The 22,933-nt window shown below is 65.1% G+C and carries 24 protein-coding genes; 15 read left to right on the top strand and 9 right to left on the bottom strand.

Features of this window, described 5'->3' with window-relative positions; translation table 11 throughout:
* Nucleotides 1-142: 142 nt before the first annotated feature.
* The 5 genes from C8C98_RS17315 (at nt 143) to C8C98_RS17295 (ending at nt 5,377) form a co-directional block, all read left to right on the top strand.
* Nucleotides 143-646 carry a helix-turn-helix domain-containing protein gene (locus C8C98_RS17315; protein WP_121455299.1) on the top strand — a complete coding sequence of 168 codons (504 nt, stop codon included), beginning with the start codon at nt 143-145 and terminating at the stop codon, nt 644-646.
* A complete protein-coding gene (locus C8C98_RS17310; protein WP_121455298.1) occupies nt 636-1,349 on the top strand; it encodes a nucleotidyl transferase AbiEii/AbiGii toxin family protein in 714 nt (237 codons plus the stop codon). Before C8C98_RS17315 ends, C8C98_RS17310 begins: the two co-directional genes overlap by 11 nt.
* A gap of 32 nt (nt 1,350-1,381) precedes the next feature.
* A complete protein-coding gene (locus C8C98_RS17305; protein WP_121455297.1) occupies nt 1,382-1,708 on the top strand; it encodes a hypothetical protein in 327 nt (108 codons plus the stop codon).
* Nucleotides 1,709-2,142: 434 nt separating this feature from the next.
* Entirely contained in the window at nt 2,143-3,243 is a 1,101-nt protein-coding gene (locus C8C98_RS17300) for a restriction endonuclease (protein ID WP_233574580.1), read from the top strand.
* A 412-nt stretch (nt 3,244-3,655) separates the two neighbouring features.
* The gene (locus C8C98_RS17295; RefSeq protein WP_121455296.1) at nt 3,656-5,377 is read left to right on the top strand and encodes a diguanylate cyclase; all 1,722 of its coding nucleotides are present in this window, start codon (nt 3,656-3,658) and stop codon (nt 5,375-5,377) included.
* 181 nt (nt 5,378-5,558) lie between these two features.
* Here C8C98_RS17295 and C8C98_RS17290 read toward each other — a convergent pair whose 3' ends face one another.
* Together C8C98_RS17290 and C8C98_RS17285 are read right to left on the bottom strand one after the other, a co-directional pair.
* Complete coding sequence (locus C8C98_RS17290; RefSeq protein ID WP_233574700.1) at nt 5,559-6,500, bottom strand: isopenicillin N synthase family oxygenase; 942 nt, start codon at nt 6,498-6,500, stop codon at nt 5,559-5,561.
* A 622-nt stretch (nt 6,501-7,122) separates the two neighbouring features.
* Nucleotides 7,123-7,314 carry a hypothetical protein gene (locus C8C98_RS17285; RefSeq protein WP_121455294.1) on the bottom strand — a complete coding sequence of 64 codons (192 nt, stop codon included), beginning with the start codon at nt 7,312-7,314 and terminating at the stop codon, nt 7,123-7,125.
* Between the two features lie 246 nt (nt 7,315-7,560).
* On the opposite strand from C8C98_RS17285, the gene C8C98_RS17280 reads away from it, so the two are divergent.
* Nucleotides 7,561-8,580 (top strand): ABC transporter substrate-binding protein, encoded by a 1,020-nt coding sequence (locus tag C8C98_RS17280; RefSeq protein WP_121455293.1) that lies wholly within the window; start codon nt 7,561-7,563, stop codon nt 8,578-8,580.
* Nucleotides 8,577-9,098, top strand: a complete 522-nt coding sequence (locus C8C98_RS17275; protein WP_121455292.1) for a nucleoside deaminase — start codon at nt 8,577-8,579, stop codon at nt 9,096-9,098. Before C8C98_RS17280 ends, C8C98_RS17275 begins: the two co-directional genes overlap by 4 nt.
* A gap of 233 nt (nt 9,099-9,331) precedes the next feature.
* On the opposite strand, the gene C8C98_RS17270 is transcribed toward C8C98_RS17275, so the two are convergent.
* The 3 genes from C8C98_RS17270 to C8C98_RS17260 all read right to left on the bottom strand — a co-directional run bounded on the left by C8C98_RS17270 (nt 9,332) and on the right by C8C98_RS17260 (nt 11,608).
* On the bottom strand, nt 9,332-9,730 hold the full coding sequence (locus C8C98_RS17270; protein WP_147436390.1) for a DUF6678 family protein: 399 nt from the start codon (nt 9,728-9,730) through the stop codon (nt 9,332-9,334).
* 7 nt (nt 9,731-9,737) lie between these two features.
* Nucleotides 9,738-10,712: a M14 family metallocarboxypeptidase gene (locus C8C98_RS17265; RefSeq protein WP_121455290.1), complete on the bottom strand. Its 975-nt coding sequence runs from the start codon at nt 10,710-10,712 to the stop codon at nt 9,738-9,740.
* 113 nt (nt 10,713-10,825) lie between these two features.
* On the bottom strand, nt 10,826-11,608 hold the full coding sequence (locus tag C8C98_RS17260) for a transporter substrate-binding domain-containing protein (protein ID WP_121455289.1): 783 nt from the start codon (nt 11,606-11,608) through the stop codon (nt 10,826-10,828).
* A 231-nt stretch (nt 11,609-11,839) separates the two neighbouring features.
* Between C8C98_RS17260 and katG the strand changes: the two genes are divergently transcribed.
* The 7 genes from katG to C8C98_RS17225 all read left to right on the top strand — a co-directional run bounded on the left by katG (nt 11,840) and on the right by C8C98_RS17225 (nt 17,909).
* Nucleotides 11,840-14,068 (top strand): catalase/peroxidase HPI, encoded by a 2,229-nt coding sequence (gene katG, locus C8C98_RS17255; protein ID WP_121455288.1) that lies wholly within the window; start codon nt 11,840-11,842, stop codon nt 14,066-14,068.
* Between the two features lie 343 nt (nt 14,069-14,411).
* Nucleotides 14,412-14,732 (top strand): DUF2322 family protein, encoded by a 321-nt coding sequence (locus C8C98_RS17250; RefSeq protein WP_121456342.1) that lies wholly within the window; start codon nt 14,412-14,414, stop codon nt 14,730-14,732.
* Between the two features lie 136 nt (nt 14,733-14,868).
* On the top strand, nt 14,869-15,342 hold the full coding sequence (locus C8C98_RS17245) for an SRPBCC family protein (protein WP_121455287.1): 474 nt from the start codon (nt 14,869-14,871) through the stop codon (nt 15,340-15,342).
* Nucleotides 15,343-15,500: 158 nt separating this feature from the next.
* Nucleotides 15,501-15,749 carry a hypothetical protein gene (locus C8C98_RS17240; protein ID WP_099655203.1) on the top strand — a complete coding sequence of 83 codons (249 nt, stop codon included), beginning with the start codon at nt 15,501-15,503 and terminating at the stop codon, nt 15,747-15,749.
* Between the two features lie 168 nt (nt 15,750-15,917).
* A complete protein-coding gene (locus C8C98_RS17235) occupies nt 15,918-16,805 on the top strand; it encodes a peptidoglycan DD-metalloendopeptidase family protein (RefSeq protein ID WP_121456341.1) in 888 nt (295 codons plus the stop codon).
* A gap of 64 nt (nt 16,806-16,869) precedes the next feature.
* A complete protein-coding gene (locus tag C8C98_RS17230) occupies nt 16,870-17,127 on the top strand; it encodes a hypothetical protein (protein ID WP_233574579.1) in 258 nt (85 codons plus the stop codon).
* Between the two features lie 107 nt (nt 17,128-17,234).
* Entirely contained in the window at nt 17,235-17,909 is a 675-nt protein-coding gene (locus C8C98_RS17225; RefSeq protein WP_121455286.1) for a pseudouridine synthase, read from the top strand.
* A 235-nt stretch (nt 17,910-18,144) separates the two neighbouring features.
* Here C8C98_RS17225 and C8C98_RS17220 read toward each other — a convergent pair whose 3' ends face one another.
* From C8C98_RS17220 to C8C98_RS17205, 4 genes are all read right to left on the bottom strand, one after another.
* Nucleotides 18,145-18,522 carry a hypothetical protein gene (locus C8C98_RS17220; protein ID WP_121455285.1) on the bottom strand — a complete coding sequence of 126 codons (378 nt, stop codon included), beginning with the start codon at nt 18,520-18,522 and terminating at the stop codon, nt 18,145-18,147.
* Between the two features lie 51 nt (nt 18,523-18,573).
* Nucleotides 18,574-18,969 (bottom strand): hypothetical protein, encoded by a 396-nt coding sequence (locus C8C98_RS17215; protein WP_121455284.1) that lies wholly within the window; start codon nt 18,967-18,969, stop codon nt 18,574-18,576.
* Nucleotides 18,970-19,098: 129 nt separating this feature from the next.
* Entirely contained in the window at nt 19,099-19,650 is a 552-nt protein-coding gene (locus tag C8C98_RS17210; RefSeq protein WP_233574699.1) for a DUF2242 domain-containing protein, read from the bottom strand.
* A 386-nt stretch (nt 19,651-20,036) separates the two neighbouring features.
* Nucleotides 20,037-22,088, bottom strand: coding sequence for a DUF3857 and transglutaminase domain-containing protein (locus C8C98_RS17205; RefSeq protein WP_158600178.1), 2,052 nt, complete (start codon nt 22,086-22,088; stop codon nt 20,037-20,039).
* Between the two features lie 407 nt (nt 22,089-22,495).
* Here C8C98_RS17205 and C8C98_RS17200 point away from each other — a divergent pair, with 407 nt between their 5' ends.
* On the top strand, nt 22,496-22,933 hold the full coding sequence (locus C8C98_RS17200) for a thermonuclease family protein (RefSeq protein WP_121456339.1): 438 nt from the start codon (nt 22,496-22,498) through the stop codon (nt 22,931-22,933).

Here is a 22,933-nt window from a genome sequence, read left to right as displayed (position 1 = left end):
CTGGTAGTGCAAGCGCTGGGGTCGGATTTGATTCATAAAAATAGCGTCAAAGGCATTGTGAACGGTAGCCCTAGCCCCAAAAATCCAAAAAGTGTTTCTCATATTTGACAAAAAAGCATTTTTGCAAATAATGAGAAACATCATGCCATCACCCGCACCGATTACACCTGAACATTGCGCCGCCCAGTTGCAAACCCTGGGCGCGCAGATTCGCGCCCAGCGCAAGGCGCTGCGGCTGAGTGCTACGGTGACGGCAGAAGCCGCAGGGCTGTCGCGGGTGACGCTGCACCGCATTGAGAAGGGCGAGCCCTCGGTGACCATGGGCGCGTGGTGCAACGCCATGGCGGCGCTGGGCATGGGGCTGCTGGCCCAAACCGGCACGCAGGCACCGCCCGCCGCAAAGGCAGACCGCACGGGCTGGATTCCGGCGCGGGTGGCGCTGGCGGACTACCCACATCTGCGCGCATTGGCGTGGCAGGTGCATGGCACGGATACCCTCACGCCCGCCGAGGCGCTGGGCATTTACGAACGCAATGCGCGGCACCTGGACATGACGGCCATGCCTGCCCACGAGCAGGCGTTGCTAGAGGCATTGCGGCTGGCACTGCAGCCCGCCGCTAACGCAAAGGCCAGCGATGCAGTTTGAGCGCCCGCACCACCAGCGCATTGCGCATGTGCTGGCGGCGATGAATGGAGACACGCTGCGGCAGCACGGTTGCCTGTTTGGGGGTGGCACCTGCATTGCGTTGCGCTACGGCGAGTACCGCGAGTCGGTGGACATTGACTTTTTGGTGTCGGACGCGGGCGGTTACCGGGAGCTTCGGCACCTGCTCACAGGCCCTGATGGCTTGGCCGCCATCACCCACCCGCATGCCCAGCCGCTGGTGGCCCTGCGCGAGATTCGGGCCGACCAATACGGCATTCGCACGCAGGTGCAGATGGATGGGCAGGCCATCAAGCTGGAGATCGTGCGCGAGGCGCGCATTGCACTGGAGCCACCGGTGGCGGGCGACACGGTGTGCGGGGTCAGCACGCTGACACGGCTGGACTTGGCTGCATCCAAGCTGTTGGCCAACTCAGACCGGCAGGCCGACGATGGCGTGTTCAGCCGCGACGTGATCGACCTTGCCATGATGGAGCTACCCCTGCCCGCCTTGCGCGGCGCGCTGGCCAAGGCCGCAGAAGCCTATGGCCCTTCGGTAGCGCGCGACCTGGGCAAAGCCATAGACCGACTGCAAACCCGCACTGGCTGGCTGGAGCGCTGCATGCAAGCGATGGGCATGCTCATGCCCAAAGCGGCGCTGTGGCAAAAGGTGCGAGCCCTGCGGCGCATCGTGCCCGAGGCCTGAGGCAACACTCCGCCCCACCGACAACGCGCACCATGTCCCGCCGCCCACACCACCACGTCTACGTCATCGAACTATCGAAAGACGTGCTGCTGGAGCCGCGCTTTCGCCGCTGCAACCCTGGCTATATCGACGGCAAGCCGTGCGTGTATGTGGGCATGACGGGGCTGGACCCGGATGTGCGGTTTGACAAGCACAAGGCGGGCATTCAGGCCAACCGGTATGTGCAGCAGTACGGCCTGTGGTTGCTGCCAGACCTGTACGAGGGCTTTAACCCCATGCCTTACGAAGAGGCGGTAGACCGCGAGATTGAAATCGGCATTGACCTGCGGTCGGCCGGGTTTGGGGTGTGGCAGGCCTAGCGCCCCTTTGCTCGAATCGCCACGCCGTATCCGCGTCGTCGGGGGCTTTGCATAGCCGCCCATCCTGATCGACAGCGCACACGCACCGCTTGATTCGTGCACAGGATCAAGAGACTGCGCGGCCCAACGCGCTGCACTGAACGCAGATGCGGCCCGCAGGGCACCGGCCCGGCAGAGCCCGGCAAAGCGCACTAAAGCCCGGAACGGGTGCAAACCATGCCGCGCGTAACAATATACCCAAAAGTGTTAACTAAATGTAATATTTAGGCCGCGCCGCACGTTGCAGGCGGCGCAAAAAGCGCTGCCAAAACGCTATTATTTTAGTAGCTGCCTACGCCAGTATTTCAATGCCTTGGGGCGACTTAAGCACCCCAACCGCCCCAACAACTGCCGCCCACCGCCTGCCTGCGGTGGCGCCCTACGAGGAGAACACTTTGGCACACACCCGGTACAGCCCCCTGGGCCGCAGCAAGCGGCAAGACCGCGCCCGGCGCGAGTTGCAAGAAAAAGGCTGGACGGCCTGCGCGCTGGGCCTGGGGATGCTGGTGGTGCTGCCCCTGCTGGCGGGGCAGACGCCCGTGGCTACAGCGGTGGTGCAAGGCCTGCGGCCAGTGGGGTGGACAGTGCTGGCGGTGGGCGTGTTGCTGTTGGCCGTGCACTATGCGGTGCGCGCCAAGTCGCCCCGGCTGCACATGGCCGAGCAAGGCGGGCAGGCCCCGGCACAACGGCAGCAGCGGCAGCGCCGCCAGCGCACCCACTTGCAGCAAGTGCCCCGCTCCGCGCCACAGCCTGAATGGGCCAGCACCCTGGGGTCGAGCTGGGGCGCAGACCCCGGCACGGTGGCGCCCCTGACCGCAGAGGACAACCCGGCACAGCCGCACGCTATGGCGCCCCAACGCACCGAGCCCCACCTGCAGCGCGATGCGCAGCCTCTGGCTGGCGACACGGCTCCAGCGGGCAGCAGCGGGGCGGGCATGGCAGACAACGGCTGGAGCACGGCCGTGTTTGCCGCGATTGAATGGCGCCGATTTGAAGCCGTGTGCGAGGCCCTGTTTGCCCAGGCGGGCTTTGAGACGCGGGCCCAGTCGCATGGGGCCGATGGCGGGGTAGACATTTGGCTGCACAGCCGCAACAGCCCCGGCCCTGCGGCTGTGGTGCAGTGCAAGCATTGGCAAAGCAAGCCGGTGGGCGTGCGCGAGATGCGCGAGTTTTTTGGCGTCATGGCGTCGCACCAGCTCAAGCGCGGCACCTATGCCACCACATCCACCTACACCGAAGCCGCGCTGGAGTTTGCCAGGGCCAACAGCATCCATACGCTGGACGGCGCGGGCTTGCTGCAGCTGATTGCGCGGCGCACACCGGCGCAGCAGCAGGCACTGCTGCAGGTGGCGTACGAGGGGGAATACTGGCGGCCCACTTGCGCCAGCTGCGGCATCAAGATGCTGGAGCGCACGCGGGGCAGCGACGGCGGCAAGTTCTGGGGGTGTGCCCACTTTCCGACATGCCGACGCACGCTGGTCAAGACTGGGGCTTGAGCACCAGCGGCTGGGCCACTGATCGCCGGGCCCCTGGTCGCTGAGTTGCGGGTCCTTGAATCCTTGAGTTGTGGATGCATCGGCTTTGCTCCTGCATGCAAGGCCGGTAGCCCGCCACTGACGCGTCATCGCCCAGCCATCCATCGGCTGCAAGCCAGGCGCAGGCCCATAGCAAGCGGGACACAAACCAGCCACCATTCATTGCGCCCATGGGCCACTCAATAAACTATCATTTCGATAGCAGCCTGCGCATATTTTTCAATGCCTAGCGGCCTGTTATGCCTAAAATAGTGCTGAACGCCGTGCCACAGCCAACGGGTAAATCCCCGGATGCGCTGCGGGCTGGGCGTCCCTACGATGAACTGGCGCGCCCACCATTGGCGTGGCCCATTCCCCAGGAGTTTCAGCCGCCATGCCCCACACCCACAGAATGCCCACCGCACAACGATGGAGTCTGGCCGCAGTGTTTGCGGGTCTGCTGCTGAGTGGGGGTGCCACAGTGCACAGCTTGCTGGGCCTGGTGCGGGCACAGCAAACGCTGGACGCGGCCTATCGCTCGGTGCACACCACCGACGCACTGTTACGCCTGGTGCTGATTGCAGAGATCGGCCAGCGCGGCTACCTGATTGCGGGCACCTCAGACCATCTGGCCCCCTACCATGTGGCGGTGTCTGAAGTGCGCGGCACGCGCCGCCAGCTCGAGCAGATGGTGACCGACCCCCAGGCCAAGGCCCAACTCAATGAAATGCTGGCGCTGGTGGATGAAAAATTGCAAGAACTGGCGCAGGCCGTGAGCATGCACGTGGCAGGCCAGAGCGAGCAGGCCGTCGCAGGGGTGCGCGACGGCCAAGGCCTGGCGCTGATGGAGAAGCTGGGTGCCAGCGCCCAGCGCTTTTCAGCGCTGCAAAACGAAAGCATCGCCCAGCTGCAGGCGGCGCACGACCAAGCGATCAAGCGCGCCTACATCACCACCGCGCTAGCCATGCTGACCGGCGTGGGGTTGCTGCTGCTGGTGGTGGCGCGTGGCGTGGCCTTTGCGCGCCGCATGGCCGACAACGAGGCCGACCTGACCACGCGCAACGCCGAGCTGCTGGCGCTGGCAGAGCGCACCAGCGAACACAACGCACACATGCAGCGCCTGTCGCAGCTGGGGCGTTTTTTGCAGACCTGCGCAGACATGGCCGAAGCGCAGGCCCTGCTGCAAGAGCGGCTGCCAGTGCTGCTGCACGCGGCATCGGGCGCGCTGTACCTGATGTCGGCATCGCGCAACCAGCTGCGCCGCTGCGTGGCCTGGGGCGAGCGGCCCTTTACCGAATATTTTGAGCCGCAGGAATGCTGGGCACTGCGCAAAGGCCAGCCCTTTGCCCAGCCCGATCACGGCCAGGCCAGCACCTGCCGGCACCTGCAGCAGGGGGACGAGCCTTCGCTGCAAGGCACGCTGTGCTTTCCGGTGGCCTCGCATGGCGACCTGACGGGCCTGCTGGTGCTAGACCCGCATGGCGCCTCTGTGTGCCTGCCTGAGGCCCTGCTGGCGCAGCTGCGGCAGACGGCGCTGGAGCAGGTGTCGCTGTCGCTGGGCAACCTGCGCCTGCGCGAGTCGCTGCGCCAGCAGTCCATCCGCGATGCGCTCACCGGCTTGTACAACCGCCGCTTTCTGGACGAATCGCTGACGCGCGAGGTGCTGCGGGCCGAGCGGCGCAGCCCCGACCAACCCGACACGCCCCTGGCCGTGCTGATGATTGACGTGGACCACTTCAAGCAGTTCAACGACAAGTTTGGCCACGAGTTGGGCGACCGGGTGCTGCGCAGCGTGGCGCAGACCCTGACCGACACGGTACGCGCGAGCGACCTGGTAGCGCGCTATGGCGGCGAAGAGTTCACCGTGGTGCTGCCCAACACCACGCCGCAGGTGGCGCTGGAGCGCGCCCAGGCCCTGTGCGATGCGGTGATGAAGATGCCCCCTGTGGCTGACGGCGGCAATGTGCATCCGCCCATCACCATATCGGTGGGCATGGCCTGCATGCCTGACGATGGGCAGGATGCCGACGCGCTGGTGCAAAACGCCGACGCCGCGCTGTACCGCGCCAAGCGCGACGGGCGCAACCGGGTGGTGCGCTACACCGCCGGGGGGTGATGCGGCGCGGGGCCTGGACCGCGCCTCGTTGCAGCTATTGAGTCAGCTTGAATCAACTTGAACCGTTCGGGCTGAGCGCAGTCGAAGCGCCGCGCAGGGCTTCGACAGGCTCAGCCCGAACGGATTTTTCAAGTTCAAAGATGCCGACTCAATAACGTCGCAGCCGACGTTGCCGCCCGCCTCAATACCGATTGGAAAAATTGGCGCTGATGCGCTGGCGCAGGTACTCCGCCCCGGTGATGGGTGGGTACTTTTTGCCAGGGCCTTCGATCACGGCGTCTTCGTTGGCCTGTGCGAAGAAGGCCAGGCTGTAGCGGGCGCCCTGGTATTCGTGCGGCAGCGGGTTGCGCACGCGGTGGAAGTTGCTGGGCAGCGCGTCGTCGCTCCAGCGGGTGAGCATGTCGCCGATGTTGCAGGTAATGACGCCTTCGGCGGGCTCCACGGGCGTCCACTGGCGGCCTTCCATCTCTTTGCCGGGCAGCACCTGCAGGCCGCCCTGCCCTGGGCGCTGAAACAGCAGCGTGAGGCAGTCAAAGTCGGTGTGTGCGCCTGCACGCCACAGGCCCAGTTCATCTTTGAGTGCCGGGTCCATCGCAAAGTAATGCAGCATGCGCAGCGTGCTTTGGTAGCTGGGCACCTCGGGATTGTGGGCGCGGGTGAAGAAGCCTTCGTCAAACCCCAGCTTGTACGCAAAGCACGACAGCAGGCGCATGGCGACCTCCCAGCACTGGCGCTCAAAGGCCAGGCTGGCTTGCTCAAAGCCGGGCAGCTCGGCATCGGTGGGCCACAGGCCCTGCATGCGGGGGCGGGTGATTTGGTAGGACTCTTTTTGGTCGGGCGTGCGGGTGGAGGGGCGGATCTGGCTCTTGTGCTCCCACCCCGCGTTGCGGGACAGGGGCCACTGGGCCTTGGTGGCGGCTGGCAATGCAAACAAAGCCTCGGCCCGCGTGAAGGCATCGCGGATGTCTTGCAGCGCAATGCCGTGGTGGCTGACCTGGAAGAAGCCGATGTCTACCGCCGCGCTCCACAGTTCGTCGGCAATCTCGCGCTTGCGGTGTTCAAAGTCGCTCAGGTCAATGCAGCGCACCTCGCGGGCGTGGGTCTCGTGGCCCATGTCGCCCATGCGGGCTTCTTTGGCCAGCTCGCCCAGCACGTCGGGCGCGACGGAGGGGGAATACGGTGTGTGGGAGAGGCTGTGTGGCTGGGTCGTTTCAGCGGTAGCGTTAGCGGTAGCGGTGGTCATGGCAGTGTTCCTTGTCAAAGTACCAAAGTACAAAATCAACAAGGGCTGGGCCTGCACGGGCCAGCGTTGCCATCTGTGTGCGGCGCACAGCAGACACGTTCACTGGCCCATGCATGCGCCTAGGAGCCTGTCGGACTTGGAAATCGTCGGCTACAAATTGACCTCAGCGGTCCATTTTTCACCGTCTTTTTGCCCCATAGCTGGGCTATGGGGCTGCAAATCCGGCAAAAACTGTCCTCGCTGGGGCCAATTTTCGCTTTCGACGCTCCAAGTCCGACAGGCTCCTAGCGCCCTTGAAGTGGACAGGGGCAACGGCCCTGCCGGGGCCAGGCCGCTTCCCTCTTCAAGAGCAATGACCCGCCTACCGCCTCCGCACCCTGGTGGGCGGAGGCTGCAGCGCTGAACGCTTCTACTCTTGCCCTCACCCAAGCAATTCAGGGGCCAGCAGTGCGGTGGCTTCCCAGCGACTCACCGCACTCAAAGACACCGCAAAGACAATGCATCAGTGCCATGCAAGGGTGCGCAGCACCACCCCCTGCCCCGCTTCGGTGATGCGCTGCACCACAACGGCGTGCGCAAGCTGGTGCAGCGCCGTGTGCTCAGGCCAACGCAAGCGCCCAGCGGGCCGCGCAGCCGCCACCACAAAAACACCGCGCACCTTTTGCGCTGCAGCAAGAGCAGCCTGAATCACCATCGCAACATCACCGCCATGTCGCGCTCCGGGCACGCTTCATGCATTGGCATGCCCTTGAGTAGAAGCGTTCAGCACACAGGCCCCGCGCCTGTGTTGCCCGGAAATTGCTCAGTTTCGTGCCGACCTGTCTGGCATGTGTCGGAGGCTGGTGCGGGTGCCCGTTTGCCTTGTGCAGGGGCGCGCGCCCTGCCCCGCCACAGCGAGTGCGGTCGGTGGTCTGCAGCACTTGTTCAATGGGGCACCGCCATGCAAAGACGCCTGTTTCTCTCGACCTCTGTCGCTTCTTCCCTCAGCCTTGCTGCACCGTGGGTGCACGCCCAGGGGCCGCTCACACCGCTCAAGTTCACGCTCGACTTTCGGGTGACGAGCCAGACATCGCCCTTCTTTCTGGCGCAGGCCAAGGGCTACTACAAGGACGAAGGCCTGGACGTGAGCATTGATGTGGGCGCGGGCTCGGTGGCCTCCATCACCCGTGTGGCCAGCGGGGCGTATGACCTGGGGCTGGGCGACATCAGCTCGCTCACTGAGTTCCACGCGCAAAACCCCGACACACCGGTGCAGGCTGTGTACCAGTACTACAACCGCGCGCCCTTCGTCATCATTGGCCGCAAGGACCGTGGCGTGACCAACGACTTTTCCTCGCTCAAAGGCAAGCGCGTGGCGGCGGCTGCGGTGGAATCCACCCGCCGCAGCTGGCCCATGGTGGCGCGCAGCCTAAAGACCACACCCGATTTGTTTGAGTGGGTGACCACCGATTTCAGCGCGCGCGACAACGTGATGGTGCGCGGCGATGTGGACGCGGCCACGTACTTCCACGACTCGGCCGTGTCGCTGTTTGCGCGCATGCCGCCCAAGGATTTGGCGGTGCTGGAATATGGCAAGGCGGGCTTGCAGCTGTATGGCAACGCCGTGCTGGCGGGCAAGCTGCTGCAAGACAAGCCCGAGCTGGCCAAAGCCTTTTTGCGCGCCAGCAACCGCGCACTGCGCGAGACACTGCAAAACCCCGACGCCGCGCTGGCCGCCATCAAGGCGCGTGAGCCCATCTTGAACATGGATGTGGAACGCGAACGCTGGGCCATCACCCGCCAGTACCTGGCAGCGCCCGAGGTGCAGACCGTGGGCCTGGGCGGTGTGCAGGCCAGCGTGCTGGCGCAGCAGGTGGACGAAGTTGCCGCCGTGTATGGCCTGGCGCGCAAGCCTGCGGCTGAGCGCGTATTCAATCCCGCATTCTTGCCCGCTGCGACAGACCGCAAGGTGGCGGCATGACGGCAGTGCCTGCACAGCCCCCGCTGCCCGCTGAGGTGCCGCTGCACGAGCGCGATGGCCGCTACCTGCGCCACGCCATTGCGCTAGCCGACCAGGCCCGCGTACGCGGCAACCGGCCCTTTGGCGCGGTGATTGTGGCGCCCGACGACACGGTGCTGGCCGAGGCCTGGAACGCCAATGGCGAGACGGGCGACTGCACGGCGCACGCCGAGACATCGGCCATCCGCCTGGCCAGCCCGCGCCACAGCCGCGAGACGCTGGCCCAGGCCACGCTCTACTCGTCGGGCGAGCCGTGTGTGATGTGCGCAGGTGCCATCTTCTGGTCGGCCATTAGCCGCGTGGTGTACGGCATTGACGCCGAGCGGTTGCGCGTGTTTCGCGGCGAGCGGCTGGACCAGCGCGATGCCGAGCTGTCGTGCCGCGATGTGTTCAACACCTCAGGCCACGCCATCGAGTGCATCGGGCCTGCGCTGATTGAGGAGGCATCGGCTTCACACCAGGGGGCGTGGAAGGCTTGATTGCGGCGCAGATTGCTATGTTTTCTATAGCTTCTAGCGCTTTATCCATGAGCTCTAGCAGCCTATTTAGCCTGATTTTCGGCCTACCTTAGACGCCTTCTCGGCCCCAACCGTTCGGGCTGATCCTGTCGAAGCCTTGCACGCAGCTAGCCCTGGCTTCGACGGGCTCAGCCCGAACGGATGGAGTGGTATCTGAGGCAAGTCGCTAGTCAGGCATTTTCTGGAGATATCAACTACCGATAGCCATAGATCCAGATCGAACCATCGGCCTTTTCGTAGGGCACGCCCAGCGACTGCAGTGCCTGTTCCAGCGCAGCTTCGCAATCGGCCACGGTGGGCGGTAGCAACTGGCCGACAGGCTCCAGGTATCTGGGGCGGATGCGCAGCCATTCGATGGAATACAAGGGGTGAATCCCCTCCACCCAGTCGCCGATGTACCAAACGTCTGCATCAAAGGTGCTGGGCTCTGGTTCAGCGCGCAGCACGTCTTTGCGCTGATACGGCGGAGGAAAAGGCAGCGTATCAATAACGCCCAACAGCTCACGCCACTTGGTGTCATTCATCCACGCGCCCAGGCCGCGCTCCGCCAGCGCTGCCCTCACTTGGCGCTTGTGCTTTGCAACGTCGTCCATGCGCAGGTCAGCGGCCACTGGCCAGCACAAAATCCAGCGCCGCACACACCGCAGCCACTTGCGCGGCGGTGCAGGCAGCGGGCGTGGTGCGGGGGCTGTCGGGGTAGACCTCGGTGGTGGTGGTGTAGCGCGCGCCCGTCACGCTGGCGCACAGGCCCCAGGCCGTCAATTGGTAGCGGATGACGCCGGGCTCCGTCATGGGTGAGCCGATGATTTCGTTGCGCTCGTCAGGCAGGGCAATGTGGGTGACGCGGGCCACCGCTTGCAGCACGGCCTGCTGGAAGGCGGGTTGGGGGTTTTCGGTGTCATCCACCAAATAAAAGCCGTCGGGGATGCTGCCGGACTCAAACGCCTTACCGTCGCGCGCGGCCACTGCGGGGCGGTACTCGGATTCGTCGGTGTCGGTGGTCTCGTGCAGGTCGATGTGCGCCGCAAACTGGCCATGCAGCGGGGCCACTTGGGCCACCAATGCCATGAGCGCGGCAGACTCTTGCACGGTGTTGCCGGGACGAAAGCTGCGGTTGGGGTCGATGGCATCGTGGTTCCAGCGCTGGATGCGCTCCCACCCCCAGGGGCTGACGCAGGGGGCCACCAGCCAGTTCACGCAGCCTGCATAGCGCTCGCCGTGCTGGTCCACAAACCGCAGCGCGCCCATCACGCCACTGGTTTCGTAGCCGTGCACACCGCCGGTGACCAGCACGATGGGCAGGCCAGGAGCCCAGGCGCGGGGGCGAATGGCCTGCAGCGCATAACGCTCATCACCATAGATCACCTCGCCGTAGCTCGTCACATCAAAGCGGGTGCGCAGCCTATCGACTGCGGCCAGCACGTCATCGGCATAGCTGCGCTGGCGCACTTGGCGCTCGCGCCACTGGGCCAGCTCGGCAGCGCCCCAGGGCTGGCCGGGGGTGCCAATGGGATACGAAGCGGGAGGGAATGCCGTGGCGGGTGCAGTAGTGGGCGCAGTGCTCGGTACGGTCATGAAAAAAGCCCCGGCTGCAACGCCGGAAGGGGTGTGCGGCGTGTGGCCGGGGCCTTTATTTTGCCGGGGGATGGCGTGGATCCATCAAGCCGGCAGCTCACCCGCTGGGCAGGTTACTTCAGCCACTTGGTGGCGGCCTGCTGGATGGCGCCACGGCTTTCGATCAAGCCCCACACAAAGCCCATCACGCGGGTGTAGTCGGCGTCGTCGGTGGGCACCATGAAGCCCAGGTAGTTCTTGGGCGTCAGCGGTGCGTCCACAAACGCAGCATGCAGGCGCGGGTCGGCCTTGGCGTAGTGCAGGGCTTCGTAGGTTTCGGTGATCATCACGTCGCCCTTGCCGTCGGCAATCAATGCGGGGATCTCGGCGTTCTTGTCGTGTGTGCTGACCTGCGCGGCTTTGAGGTTGGCCAGCACAAAGGTTTCGTTGGTGCCGCCGGGGTTCTTGATGACGCGCACAGTGGGCTGGTTCAGGGCATCCACGCTGGTGTACTTGGCCTTGTCGGCGCTGCGCACCAGAGCCACTTTGCCAAACGGGGCGTAGCCGGGCAGCATGTCAAACAGGCGCATGCGGGTGACGTTGCGGGTGATGCCGCCCACGGCCACGTCAAACTTGTCAGCCTGCAGGTCTTTGGTTAGGTTGGGCCAGGAGGTCTGCACATATTCGATCTTCACGCCCAGCTCTTTGGCCATGGTTTCGATCACGTCGATGTCGTGGCCCGAAAAGCCAGCATCGGTCTTGATGGCGAAGGGGCGGTAGTCGCCCGGCGTGCCCACGCGGATGGTCTTGGTCTCCATGATCTTGTCGAGCCGGGGGCCTGCCTGCGCCGCCTGGGTGAAAGACAAGCAGGTGATGACGGCGGCAGCGGCGATGGCGAGGAATTTCTTAGGGGTCATTTCAAAAAGGCTCCGGAGAGGACGAGGGTGGAGGGAAAACGCGATAGCAAAAGCACCGTAAGCCAAAGCACGATGGATGCCAATGCGGGGTTACCACGGATGCATCTGGCCAAAACCCGCGCGTGCATAGCGCCAATGCATGCCAGCGATTAGTTTTAATCAATGGATATGAACAATTGATTGAAATATCCTTCAACCCACTTGTTTCAGCCAATTACCAAGGAGAGCCCCATGAGCAGCAACGAATCGAAATGCCCTTTCCACAGTGCCGCCAACGCGCAGGCAGGCGCCAAGACCGCCGTGGCCCGCCAGTCCAACCGCGACTGGTGGCCTAACCAGCTGAACCTGGGCATCCTGCACCAGCATGCTCCGGCGTCTAACCCGCTGGGCGAAGACTTTGACTACGCCGCCGCCTTTGAAAAGCTGGACTACGCCGCCCTCAAGGCCGACCTGACAGCGTTGATGACCGATTCGCAAGACTGGTGGCCTGCCGACTGGGGCCACTACGGCGGCCTGTTCATCCGCATGGCTTGGCACAGCGCAGGCACCTACCGTACGGGCGACGGCCGCGGCGGCGCGGGCACGGGCAACCAGCGCTTTGCACCGCTGAACAGCTGGCCCGACAACGGCAACCTGGACAAGGCCCGCCGCCTGCTGTGGCCCATCAAGCAAAAGTACGGCAACGCCATCTCGTGGGCCGACCTGATGATTTTGGCGGGCAACGTGGCGCTCGAATCCATGGGCTTCAAGACCTTTGGCTTTGCCGGCGGCCGTGCCGACATCTGGCAGCCCGAAGAAGACATCTACTGGGGCGCCGAAGCCCAGTGGCTGGCCACCAGTGACAAGGCCAACAGCCGCTACAGCGGCGAGCGCGACCTGGAGAACCCCCTGGCCGCCGTGCAAATGGGCCTGATCTACGTGAACCCCGAAGGCCCGGACGGCAAGCCCGACCCCGTGGCCAGCGGCCGCGATGTGCGCGAAACCTTTGCCCGCATGGCCATGAACGATGAAGAAACCGTGGCCCTGGTGGCCGGCGGCCACACCTTTGGCAAAGCCCACGGCGCAGGCGACCCCACCCTGGTGGGCCCCGAGCCCGAAGCCGCCGCCATTGAAGTGCAAGGCCTGGGTTGGATCAACAAATTGGGCACGGGCAAAGGCGTGCACACCACGACCAGCGGCATCGAAGGCGCCTGGAAGCCCAACCCCACGACCTGGGACAACGGCTACTTCGACATGCTGTTTGGCTACGAGTGGGAGCTGACCAAGAGCCCATCGGGCGCGCACCAGTGGGTGGCCAAGGATGTGAAGCCTGAGCACATGATCCCCGATGCGCACGACCCCAGCCAAAAGCACGCGCCGATGATGACTACGGCGGACCTGTCGCTGCGTATGGACCCGGCCTACGAGAAGATTGCCCGCCGCTTTCACCAGAACCCCGCCGAATTTGCCGACGCGTTTGCCCGCGCCTGGTTCAAGTTGACGCACCGCGACATGGGCCCCAAGGCCCTGTACAAGGGCCCTGAAGTGCCCGCCGAAAACCTCATCTGGCAAGACCCCGTGCCTGCCGTGGACCATGCACTGATCGACGCAACGGACGCGGCGGCACTCAAGGCCAAGGTGCTGGCGTCGGGCCTGTCGGTGGCGGAGCTGGTGTCCACCGCCTGGGCTTCGGCATCGACCTTCCGCGGGTCGGACAAGCGCGGCGGTGCCAACGGTGCACGCATCCGCCTGGCCCCGCAGAAAGACTGGGAAGCCAACCAGCCCGCGCAGTTGTCCAAGGTGCTGGGCGTGCTCGAAGGCGTTCAGACCGCGTTCAACTCGGCGCAAAGTGGTGGCAAAAAGGTGTCGCTGGCCGACCTGATCGTGCTGGCTGGCAACGCTGGGGTGGAAGCCGCAGCCCAGGCCGCAGGTCAGGCCGTGCAAGTGCCCTTCACCCCTGGCCGTACCGATGCCACCCAGGCGCAAACCGATGTGGAATCGTTCGCCGCGCTGGAGCCCGTGGCCGATGGGTTCCGCAACTACCAGAAGAAAACTTTCAGCGTGCCCGCCGAGGCCTTGCTGATCGACAAGGCGCAACTGCTGACCCTGAGCGCGCCCGAGTTGACGGTGCTGGTGGGTGGCCTGCGGGTGCTGGGTGCCAACGTGGGGGGTGCACAGCATGGCGTGCTCACCCAACGCGCCGGGCAGCTCACCAACGACTTCTTTGTGAACCTGCTGGACATGGGCGCCACCTGGGCCCCCACATCGTCCGCCAACGATGTGTTTGAAGCCCGCGACCGCAAGACCGGCGCCGTGAAGTGGACAGGCACGCGGGTGGACCTCGTGTTTGGCTCCAACTCGCAACTGCGTGCCATTGCAGAGGTGTACGGCCAGGCCGATGCGCAAGCGAAGTTTGTGCGCGACTTTGTGGCCGCATGGACCAAGGTGATGAACCTGGACCGGTTTGATGTGAAGAAGTGAGCGTGCATCCTTGATGGATGCGACGCAGGGCGCGAAATTGGGTTAACTTCACGCCCCTGCGCTTTGGCCTGCCTTTGATAAGGCATGCCGATGGACCCACTGGGCTGGTGCAGCAATGCACCAGCCCTTTTTTGTCACGACTTACGCACAACAGGGCGTATTGAGCAGGCATCTTTGCACCTGAAACATCCGTTCGGGCTGAGCTTGTAGAAGCCTTGCGCAGCGCTTCGACAAGCTCAGCGTGAACGGTCCCAAGTGGGTTCATGGCAAGGGATAACCTCTGGGTGAGCCGCTTGTTGCACTCCGATGTTGCGTAAGTCTTATTTGTTTGGAAATGGAACCCATGAACTTCGCTGACCGCCTCAAGCAACTGCCCTCTGCCGCCCACCTCACCTCCTTGCAAGTGCTGGGCGCTGACGGCGCTGTACTCGCCACCCTAGAGAACAAGCCCGGCCAAGCCGGTTCACTGGCGCTGTATGCCGCGCTGGCCGCGCTGTACGGCGGCCACATCACACCCGCCGCAGCCAGCCTGGGCCTGGAGTGGTATGCCGAGCACACCGCCGATGCCCACGCCCACCCTGGCAAGCACCCCAACATCGACCGCCTGGTGCAGTGGGCCCAGGGCAGCGCCAGCTACGCGGTGCGCGTGCAGGCACTGGCCTGAGTGCATTGACCCGATGGCTGAGCGGCCAGCCCAGCCCATCGGAAACACCCTGTAAAGCCGCAAGCGCAGGCGTTTACAGCGCCACAGGGCTGGGGGATGATGGGCGCCCCAGCACTTCCCCCACCCAAGGCCCAACATGAGCCAGAGCAACGCACCCGCCGCTGAAGCCACCGGCACCGTCACCCTGCACCGCATGTTGCGCGCCCCGCCAGAGCGGGTGTACCGCGCCTTTCTGGACCCCGACGCCATGGCCAAGTGGCTGCCTCCCCACGGCTTTACGGGCCGGGTGCTGGAGATGGACGCCCGCGTGGGCGGCGTGTACCGCATGCAGTTCACCAACCTGGCCACGGGCCACACCCACGCGTTTGGAGGACGCTATCTGGAACTGGTGCCGGGTGAGCGCATCGTCAACACCGACCGCTTTGACGACACCCACCTGCCGGGCGAAATGCGCACCACCGTCACATTCAAAGCCGTATCGGTGGGCACCGAGCTGGTGGCGGTGCAAGAAGGCATTCCGGCCATGATTCCTACCGAAGCCTGCTACCTGGGCTGGCAAGAGTCGCTGCAGTTGCTGGCGCAGCTGGTTGAGGCCAACATTCCGGGCTAGAACGGCCTGCACCGAAGGCAAGGCAGCCCGCCCACCCAAAGCAGCCCGGGCCAGCTAGCTCCTCTTTTTATAGCTGCCAGCGCTTATTCCTTGAGCGCTGGCAGCACTTTCTATTCAAAATTCGGTTACCCTCGCCGCCTTACCCTCAGGAATGCACCATGAAAAAACTCAACGTCACCATCCAGCTTGAAATGTCCGTGCCCGACGACTGGGAGCTGGTGGGCACCTCGGAAGGCACCCCTGTGCTCAAGCTGCCCAACGGCACCTTCATGGACGTTGCCATTGAGCCCCTGTTTGCCACCAACCCCGAAGAAACCTGGAGCAGCACCGACGATGACGACGTGCTCAACGACGTGCTGGACATGGTGGACAGCGAATCGGTGACCTACGAGTTTGTCACCCACTGATGTTCTTGTGACGGGGCTGGCGGTGCGCGGCGTACCGTGATTCGCACGGCCCCACGCCAACTCACCGCATCAAAATTGATAGCTGCCAGCGCTTATAAAATGAGCCCTGGCAGCTATTTTTCTTTGAATCTGCCGCTGCTCTCCCGCACCCTCACCGCTTCGCACTCCATGCACCAACCCCACCGCCGCACGCTGCTCACCACCCTGGGTCTTTTGTCTTTGCCGGGCGCCAGTTGGGCGGCCAAGCCGCAGCCCGCCGCGCCCGTGGTGTGGCCGCACGCGCTGCAGGTGCCGGGCGGCGTGGCGCGCCTGTCGCTGGGCCCCGCGCCGCAGCGGCCCCGGGTGCAGGTGCACCAAGGTGATGCCGACGTGCCTGTGCTGGTGGTGGGCGATGCCATCGAGTGGACGGCGGTGCTGGGCATCCCATTGGCCGCCGCCGTGGGCAGCGCACACGCCACGCTGCTGGCCAGCGGCGCGGATGCCCAACTGGCGCAGGCCCGGCAGTTGCCCTACACCGTGGCGCCCAAACGCTATGCAGAGCAGCAACTCAAGGTGTCTCCCCGCACCGTGGATTTGTCGCCCGAAGACCAAGCCCGCTACGAGCGCGAGCGCGACCACCAGGCCCGCGTGATGGCCACCTGGAGCGAGCCCGCAGGCGGTGCCCTGCCATCGCTGCGCATGCAGCAGCCCGTGCCGGGGCGCCGCTCCAGCTCGTTCGGGCTGCGGCGGGTGTTCAACGGGCAGTCGCGCAACCCGCACAGCGGCATGGACATTGCCGCCCCCACGGGCACCCCCATCGTGGCGCCGCTGCCTGGCACCGTCATTGACACGGGCGACTACTTCTTCAATGGCGGCACCGTGTGGCTGGACCACGGCCACGGCCTGCTCACCATGTACTGCCACCTGAGCAGCATTCAGGTCCGCGTGGGCGACACCGTCCAGACGGGGGAAGCCTTTTGCAAGGTGGGCGCCACCGGCCGCGTGACCGGGCCGCATCTGCACTGGGGCGTGATGCTCAACCGCACCATGGTGGACCCGGCCCTGTTCATTGAATGACAATGCGGCAGCGGCCCACAGCCCGCGTCGCCCCATCGCTCTCGCCTTTTCACCCGCCATCACCATGCCCAGCCTTCGCTCAACCCTCCAGACTTCTGCCGCAGCCTGCCACGCCAAGCCCCACCCACGGCCCGGCGCCATGCTGTGGGCGGCTGTGTGCACCGTATCCCTGCTGTGTTCTGGCTGTGCGGTGGTGGCCGTGGCCGACGCGGCCGTGACGGTGGTCAGCACCACCGTGAAGGTGGGAGCTACCGTGGTGGGCACCACGGTGGACATAGGCGCTGCAGGCGTGAGGGCCGTGGTGGGCAAAGACGAGGACTGAGGGCTTTGACCGGGGCCTGCACTGCCCCACCCGATGACCGCACGGCCCTGCAAGCTCTGCCCCACCGTCCCCATCTGCCCCCTCCACCCGTTCACGTTTGCACAGGCATGACGCAGCCCCCACGCCGCCCCACACTCTCGCGCCCTGCCGCCGCCCCGCGCACAGGCCCGGCCAAAGCCACACGCCCATCCCCAGCGCCCGCGCGCAGGCCTGTGACCGAGCGCATCGCCCCCGAGGCGGTGCAGCTCATCTGCTTTAACAAGCCCTACGGCGTGCTCAGCCAGTTCACCCCCGAGGGGCAGTGGCAGGGCCTCAAGGACTACATCGACCTGCCCGGCGTGTATGTGGCCGGTCGGCTGGACGCCGACAGCGAAGGGCTTTTGCTGCTGACCAACGATGGCAAGCTGCAGGCCCACATTGCCGACCCGCGCTTCAAGATGGCCAAGACCTATTGGGTGCAGGTGGAGGGCGTGCCCGATGAGGCCGCCCTTGCCGCACTGCGCCAGGGCGTACAACTCAACGACGGCCCTACCCTGCCCGCCCAGGCCCGCTTGCTGGACCCCGCACCCGCTCTGGCACCCCGGGTGCCGCCCATCCGCGAGCGCAAGTCAATCCCGACGGCTTGGCTGGAGCTGGTGATACGCGAAGGCCGCAACCGCCAGGTGCGGCGCATGACCGCCGCCGTGGGGTACCCCACGCTGCGGCTGGTGCGCGCCGCCGTGGGCCCCTACACGCTGGAAGGGCTGGCGCCGGGGGCATGGAAACAGGTGGCGGTGCAGTGATTGGAGTGAGGGGCACGGCCCCGGGGCGGAAATGACCACGGCCCCACAAGACCTTGGGCGTGTTGTAGTGCTATCGAGCGAGCTTCTTCGAACTTGAAATATCCGTTCGGGTTGAGCTTGTCGAAACCTTGCGCAGCGCTTCGACAAGCCTGTCCTGAGCCCGTCGAAAGGCTCAGCGTGAACGCATCAAGAAGGTCCGTGCCGGATCCATCACAGCAAGACCGTAGCAACCCGTTCAGGCGTACACGTTCACAAACATCCCAGCACTGACGCCACCGGCCACGCGGCCGGAAGCACTGAGCAAGCGGGTATTTTCAGGAGGTGCCGCAGGCGCCACGGCCTGGGCCTGAGTTTGGCTGGCCGTGCGAGAGGCTGGGTCATTCGCCGCCGCCAGATTGCGCCGTGCACTGACCGACCGCTGGCTCGCATCGGCCGACTGGCCGCTCAAATCATCGGCCCGGGCCTGCTCTTGGTCGGCGCTGCGCTGGGCGGCCTCGGCCTGGGTTTGCAAGTTCTGCGCCGTTTGCTCAGCCTGCAGGGCTTCACGCCGGGCGGTCTGCACGGCATACGAGCTGCTGGGCGCTGCGGCGGCGCTGCTGACGGCGGTGACCATGGTGAACTCCTAGCGCGCGGGTGGCGTGCGGTGGGGGCCGGGGAGGATGGGTCAGGCCACAGAGGCCGCACCCTCGCTGGCTTGATAGGCGCGGCGCACTTGGGCATCGCGCGGGCTGGTGCTGTTGGTGTTACTGGCGCTGTTTGCGGTGGCCTGCTGGGCCGCAGCGGTAGCCGCTGCATCGGCAGTGTCCTGGCGGGCTTGCGCCGCGTCACTGACCTGCTGGGTGCTTTCGCGGGCTTCTTCCTGGGTTTCCTGTGCCGCCAGCTCTTGCGCGCGGCGGCTCAGGGTCACGGTGGTTGCGCTGGCCGGGGTGGCAGGGGTATCTGCCGCCTGCGATGCGTTGCGGTTGCCCACCGTGGCACGGCCCGCAGGCTGCACCCCGTCCGTGGGGTTCACTGCGCCGTAGCGGCTCACGGGGTCGATGCGGGGCTGAACGGAATCCATGGCTGTCTCCTGTTGCAGTGCAGAAAACCAAATCGTCCCGCAATCGGCGCCAAAAGTAAAGGCCAGGGCGGTGAACGCGCCTGGCCTGGGTTCAGGGTTGAGCCCCTGGGGAGGGGTCGAATATCCGTTTTAACTGCCTGCCGAAACCTCAGCGGGCACATCATCGGCCACTAGGTAGCGCTTGATCAGGTCAAAAAAGCTGTCGTAGAAGCTGTCGGCCGCAATGGTCTCGCTGCCCACCTTGACCAGCGAGTCGCTGCTGGCCGCAATGGGCAAGGACACCGACCCCAGCGCCCCCACCCCCAGGCTGGCCGAGTTATTGGTTTTGCGCAGGGTGTAGCTGTCTTGCAGGGCCGTCACAAAGCCCAGGCTGACCTTTCCGCTGGGAGAGTCGGGCACGCACACCACCCGGATGACCATTTGCAAGTGGGTCTCTGCACTGGGCTGGAAGCTCTTTTTGCCCTCCACCATCTCGGCCGTGGTGGTGTTGATGAGGTAGCCCTGGCTGAGCAAGGCGCGGCGCGAGGCTTCGCAAGTCTGCGCAGGCGTGGCATCAAACAGGCGTGAATAGGTGGCGACCGAGCCGAACTTCTCCTGCGGGCCATAGAACTTGGGCGCAGGGCCGGTGGCAGCGCAGCCTGCCAACAGGGCTGCCGCACCAAGGGCGGCCCAGGGCGTCAGTCGCCCCACCAAAGCCGACAAGGCGCCGCCAACGTGTGCGCGTAAAAGATGCTTCAAAACCGTTTTCTCCAAACTGGGCATGTGCCGTGTGCCGCGCCCTGCCGATGGCTTGTGTGACCCACCAGTGTGAAAGGGTAGCCTGTTTTTGGGGCGGCCCCATGAAGCCCAGGGCCGTCGCACCAAAAGCCCCCAGCCGCACAGCAAAGAAACCCACCAGGGCAGAGCCCCCTGGGGAGGCGGGAGTTCCCCTTCTTTGCGCAGCAACCGTTCACACCGCCTTGGCTACGCCACGGGCTGGCAGCCCATCAATGCTATCACTTCAATAGCTGCCAGCGCTTTATCCATAAGCCTTAGCAGCCAAAAATCCTAAATACCTTCAACCCATCTCATCGCTTTTTGGGTTGCACCTTGCCCGGGGCTTTGGCTGGCCCCTTGGCAGCGCCCCTGGCCTGGCCTTTGACCTGGCCCTTTTGGGCGCCCTTGGCCTGCTCTTTGGCCGGCTCGCCACGCTGGTAAAAAATCTGGCTTTGCAGGTTTTGCGCGATGGGCTTGACCTCGTTGTTCCACTGCGCGGCGTACTCTGGCGTGCACAGGCCCTGCGGCGTGGTGTCGTGCACCTCACGGCTGACCTTGTAGCCATTGGCGGTGCGCTGGTAGGTGGCGCTGTAGTTCAGTGCCTGGTTGCGGGTTTGCAGATTGGGCGGCACGCGGTTGAAGGCCACGCCCGCGCCCAATTCCACGTCATAGGTTTCGTAGCTGTGGTATCCGTAGCAGCCCGTGCGCCTGCGCGGCAGGTGCTTTTCTTCGGCCTCGGCCAGGCGCGCAATGCCCATGGGCAGGTTCAGCACCGGGGCCAGCACAAAGGCGCCGCGCTTGCCTGCCTGCAGGTACTTGGCGATCTCGAAGGTGATCGAAAAGCTGTAGCTGTCCGACAGCTCCTTGGCAGGTGCCAGGTCGCCCCGGTCCAGCACGCCCTGGCCCTTGAAGCCCCCGCTGGCCAGCATGTTGCGCACAAAGTCGCGCTCGCCGTCGCCCTGCAAATCGGCCATGTAGCTGCGCATCTGGGCGGCAGCCAGCCCCTTGAAGGAGGCCTGCAGGCTGCCCTTGGCGCTGCCATCAGCCGCGATCTGGATGCTGGTATGCGCACGCTGCTCCGTCAGGTCGGCACTGCCGGGCGGGATGCTGGCCAGCGCCTTGTCCGCGCCCACATGGATCACCGGCTTGGCGTAGGCGCTGCCGGGCAGGTAGCCAAAGGGCACCTGCTTGGCGGTGGCGTCCAGGTACATCTTGAAATCGGGCAGGTAGTTGATGACGTGGTTGACGGTGGAAACCACCGGCGTGGTGGGCAGGTCATACAGCTCGCCCGCATTGACCAGCACCTGCTCGCTGCGCACGCCCACCGCGGTCAGCAGCGCCTGCAGCAGCGTGGCGTGGTCTTTGCAATCGCCCATTTTGTTGTCGAGCACAACGTCCACATCGCGCGGCACCACGGCCCCCACGCCAATGCAATTGCCGCCGTAGGTGATTTGCGTGGACACCCATTCGTACAGTAGCCGTGCGCGTTCGCGCGGGTCGGTCTGCGCGCCCACGATGGACTGGGCCAGCGACTCGATGCGCGGTGTGGGCCGGGCCTTGGGCAAGGCGCGCTCGCCATAGGCGCGGGCAATGCTTTCGTAGTCGGCAAACGTGCTCGCCAGCAGCACGGGCGATTCGTCCAGCCGCCAGATGCCGGCATCGGCCTCGTCCCAGGCCTTGGGGGTGGTGTTCTGGTAGCGCCACTGGCGCACGGTGGCGTCGCCGTCTTGCACCGGGGGCTGCTCTTGCAGGCCGTGGGCTTCAAAGCGCAGGTTCAGGCCCTTGGGCGCGCGGATGGTGACGCGGCTGTCTTCGTGCACACCATACGGCGAGAAGCCCTGCACCACCGAGAAGGCGCCCGGAAAGATGGGCTCTTTGTCATCAATGCGGTAGCGCATGCCCACCGAATCGCCCACGGCCAGGTCCGGGAACACCACGGAGATGCGGGTGCGGTCAGAGAACAGGGGCTTGGCGCCATCGCGGCCATCGCTCACCACAGTCTGGTAATTGGTGGGTGGCACCGGTATGCGGCGGCCGTCGGCCTTGAGGGTGTAGGCCTCCAGGATTTGCGCGGTCTGGATGCCTGCGCTGTAGGAGAAGGAGAACGATTTCATGCGCTCCAACGCGCTGGCGTGGGCCACCTGGTGCTGCGTGGCGTAGGCCACCGAAGACTTGCCATCGGCCGCCACGTCATAGTCTACATGCCACAGTTGCGAGACCACGGGCACGCCAGCGGCGGCCCCCGCTGCAGCGGCTGCGGCCTTGGGCGGCGTGGTCTGGGCGCCTGCCCCCACACCCCAAACCGCCAGGGCCCACAAAGCCCCGGCCGAGCAACGGCGACCCCATTGGAGGTAATTGAACATAGTCGGATCGGTTTCCTGTGATTGGTTGGAGGCAGCCCGGGGCGCTGAACGCATCCATCGGGATGGATCGGGCCATCGCCTCTGGTGTCACTCCTGCTGTCGCGGGTATACCCATTCGCCAGCGGGGCGCCTTGTGCCTGCGCAAAAAAGCCCGCCCAAGGCCCGTCAGGGGCCCAGGCAAGCGGTGGCATCTTAGTGGCGAAGTGGGCCGTTTACCCCGAAAAACGCCGCAAAAAAACATCCAGAAACACAACGGCAAGCAGCGTTAACAATGGCCTCGCGCGCACGGGCGGCACCACGAAAGAAGCCCGTATAGTGGCGCCCCTTTGCCCTTTAAATTGAACAGGTGGTGCAGGCGCTGGCATGTGGGCCGCCGCTGCCGCACGCCACCACAGACTTGGATTTTTGTGCCCGTAACGACCCTGCTCTGCCTTGTCATCGCCATCAGCGATGGCGACACCCTCACCGCCCGCTGCGGCCAAGCCGGGGCCTACCGCCCGATCAAAGTACGCATTGCCGCCATCGATGCGCCAGAGAGCAAGCAGGCCTATGGCTTGCGCTCCAAGCAAAACCTGGCACGCCTGTGCTTCAAGCAGCAAGCCACGCTGCGGCCCCTGCAAAAGGACGACTATGGCCGCACAGTGGCCAATGTGCGTTGCAACGGACAAGACGTTGCAACGGCCCAGGTGAGCGCTGGCCTGGCCTGGGTGTACACGCCTTATGCCAAGCAACACCCACAGCTGGAGCCGCTGCAGAAACGGGCCCAGGCCCGGAACGTGGGGCTGTGGTCGCAAAAGCGGCCCCAAGCGCCGTGGACGTACCGGCATCGGCAGCACCCGCGCTAA

Source organism: Acidovorax sp. 106 (assembly GCF_003663825.1).
Taxonomy (GTDB): Bacteria; Pseudomonadota; Gammaproteobacteria; order Burkholderiales; family Burkholderiaceae_C; genus Acidovorax.
The sequence above is the reverse complement of the archived record's forward strand: the minus strand, read 5'-3'. Positions and strand labels throughout refer to the sequence as shown.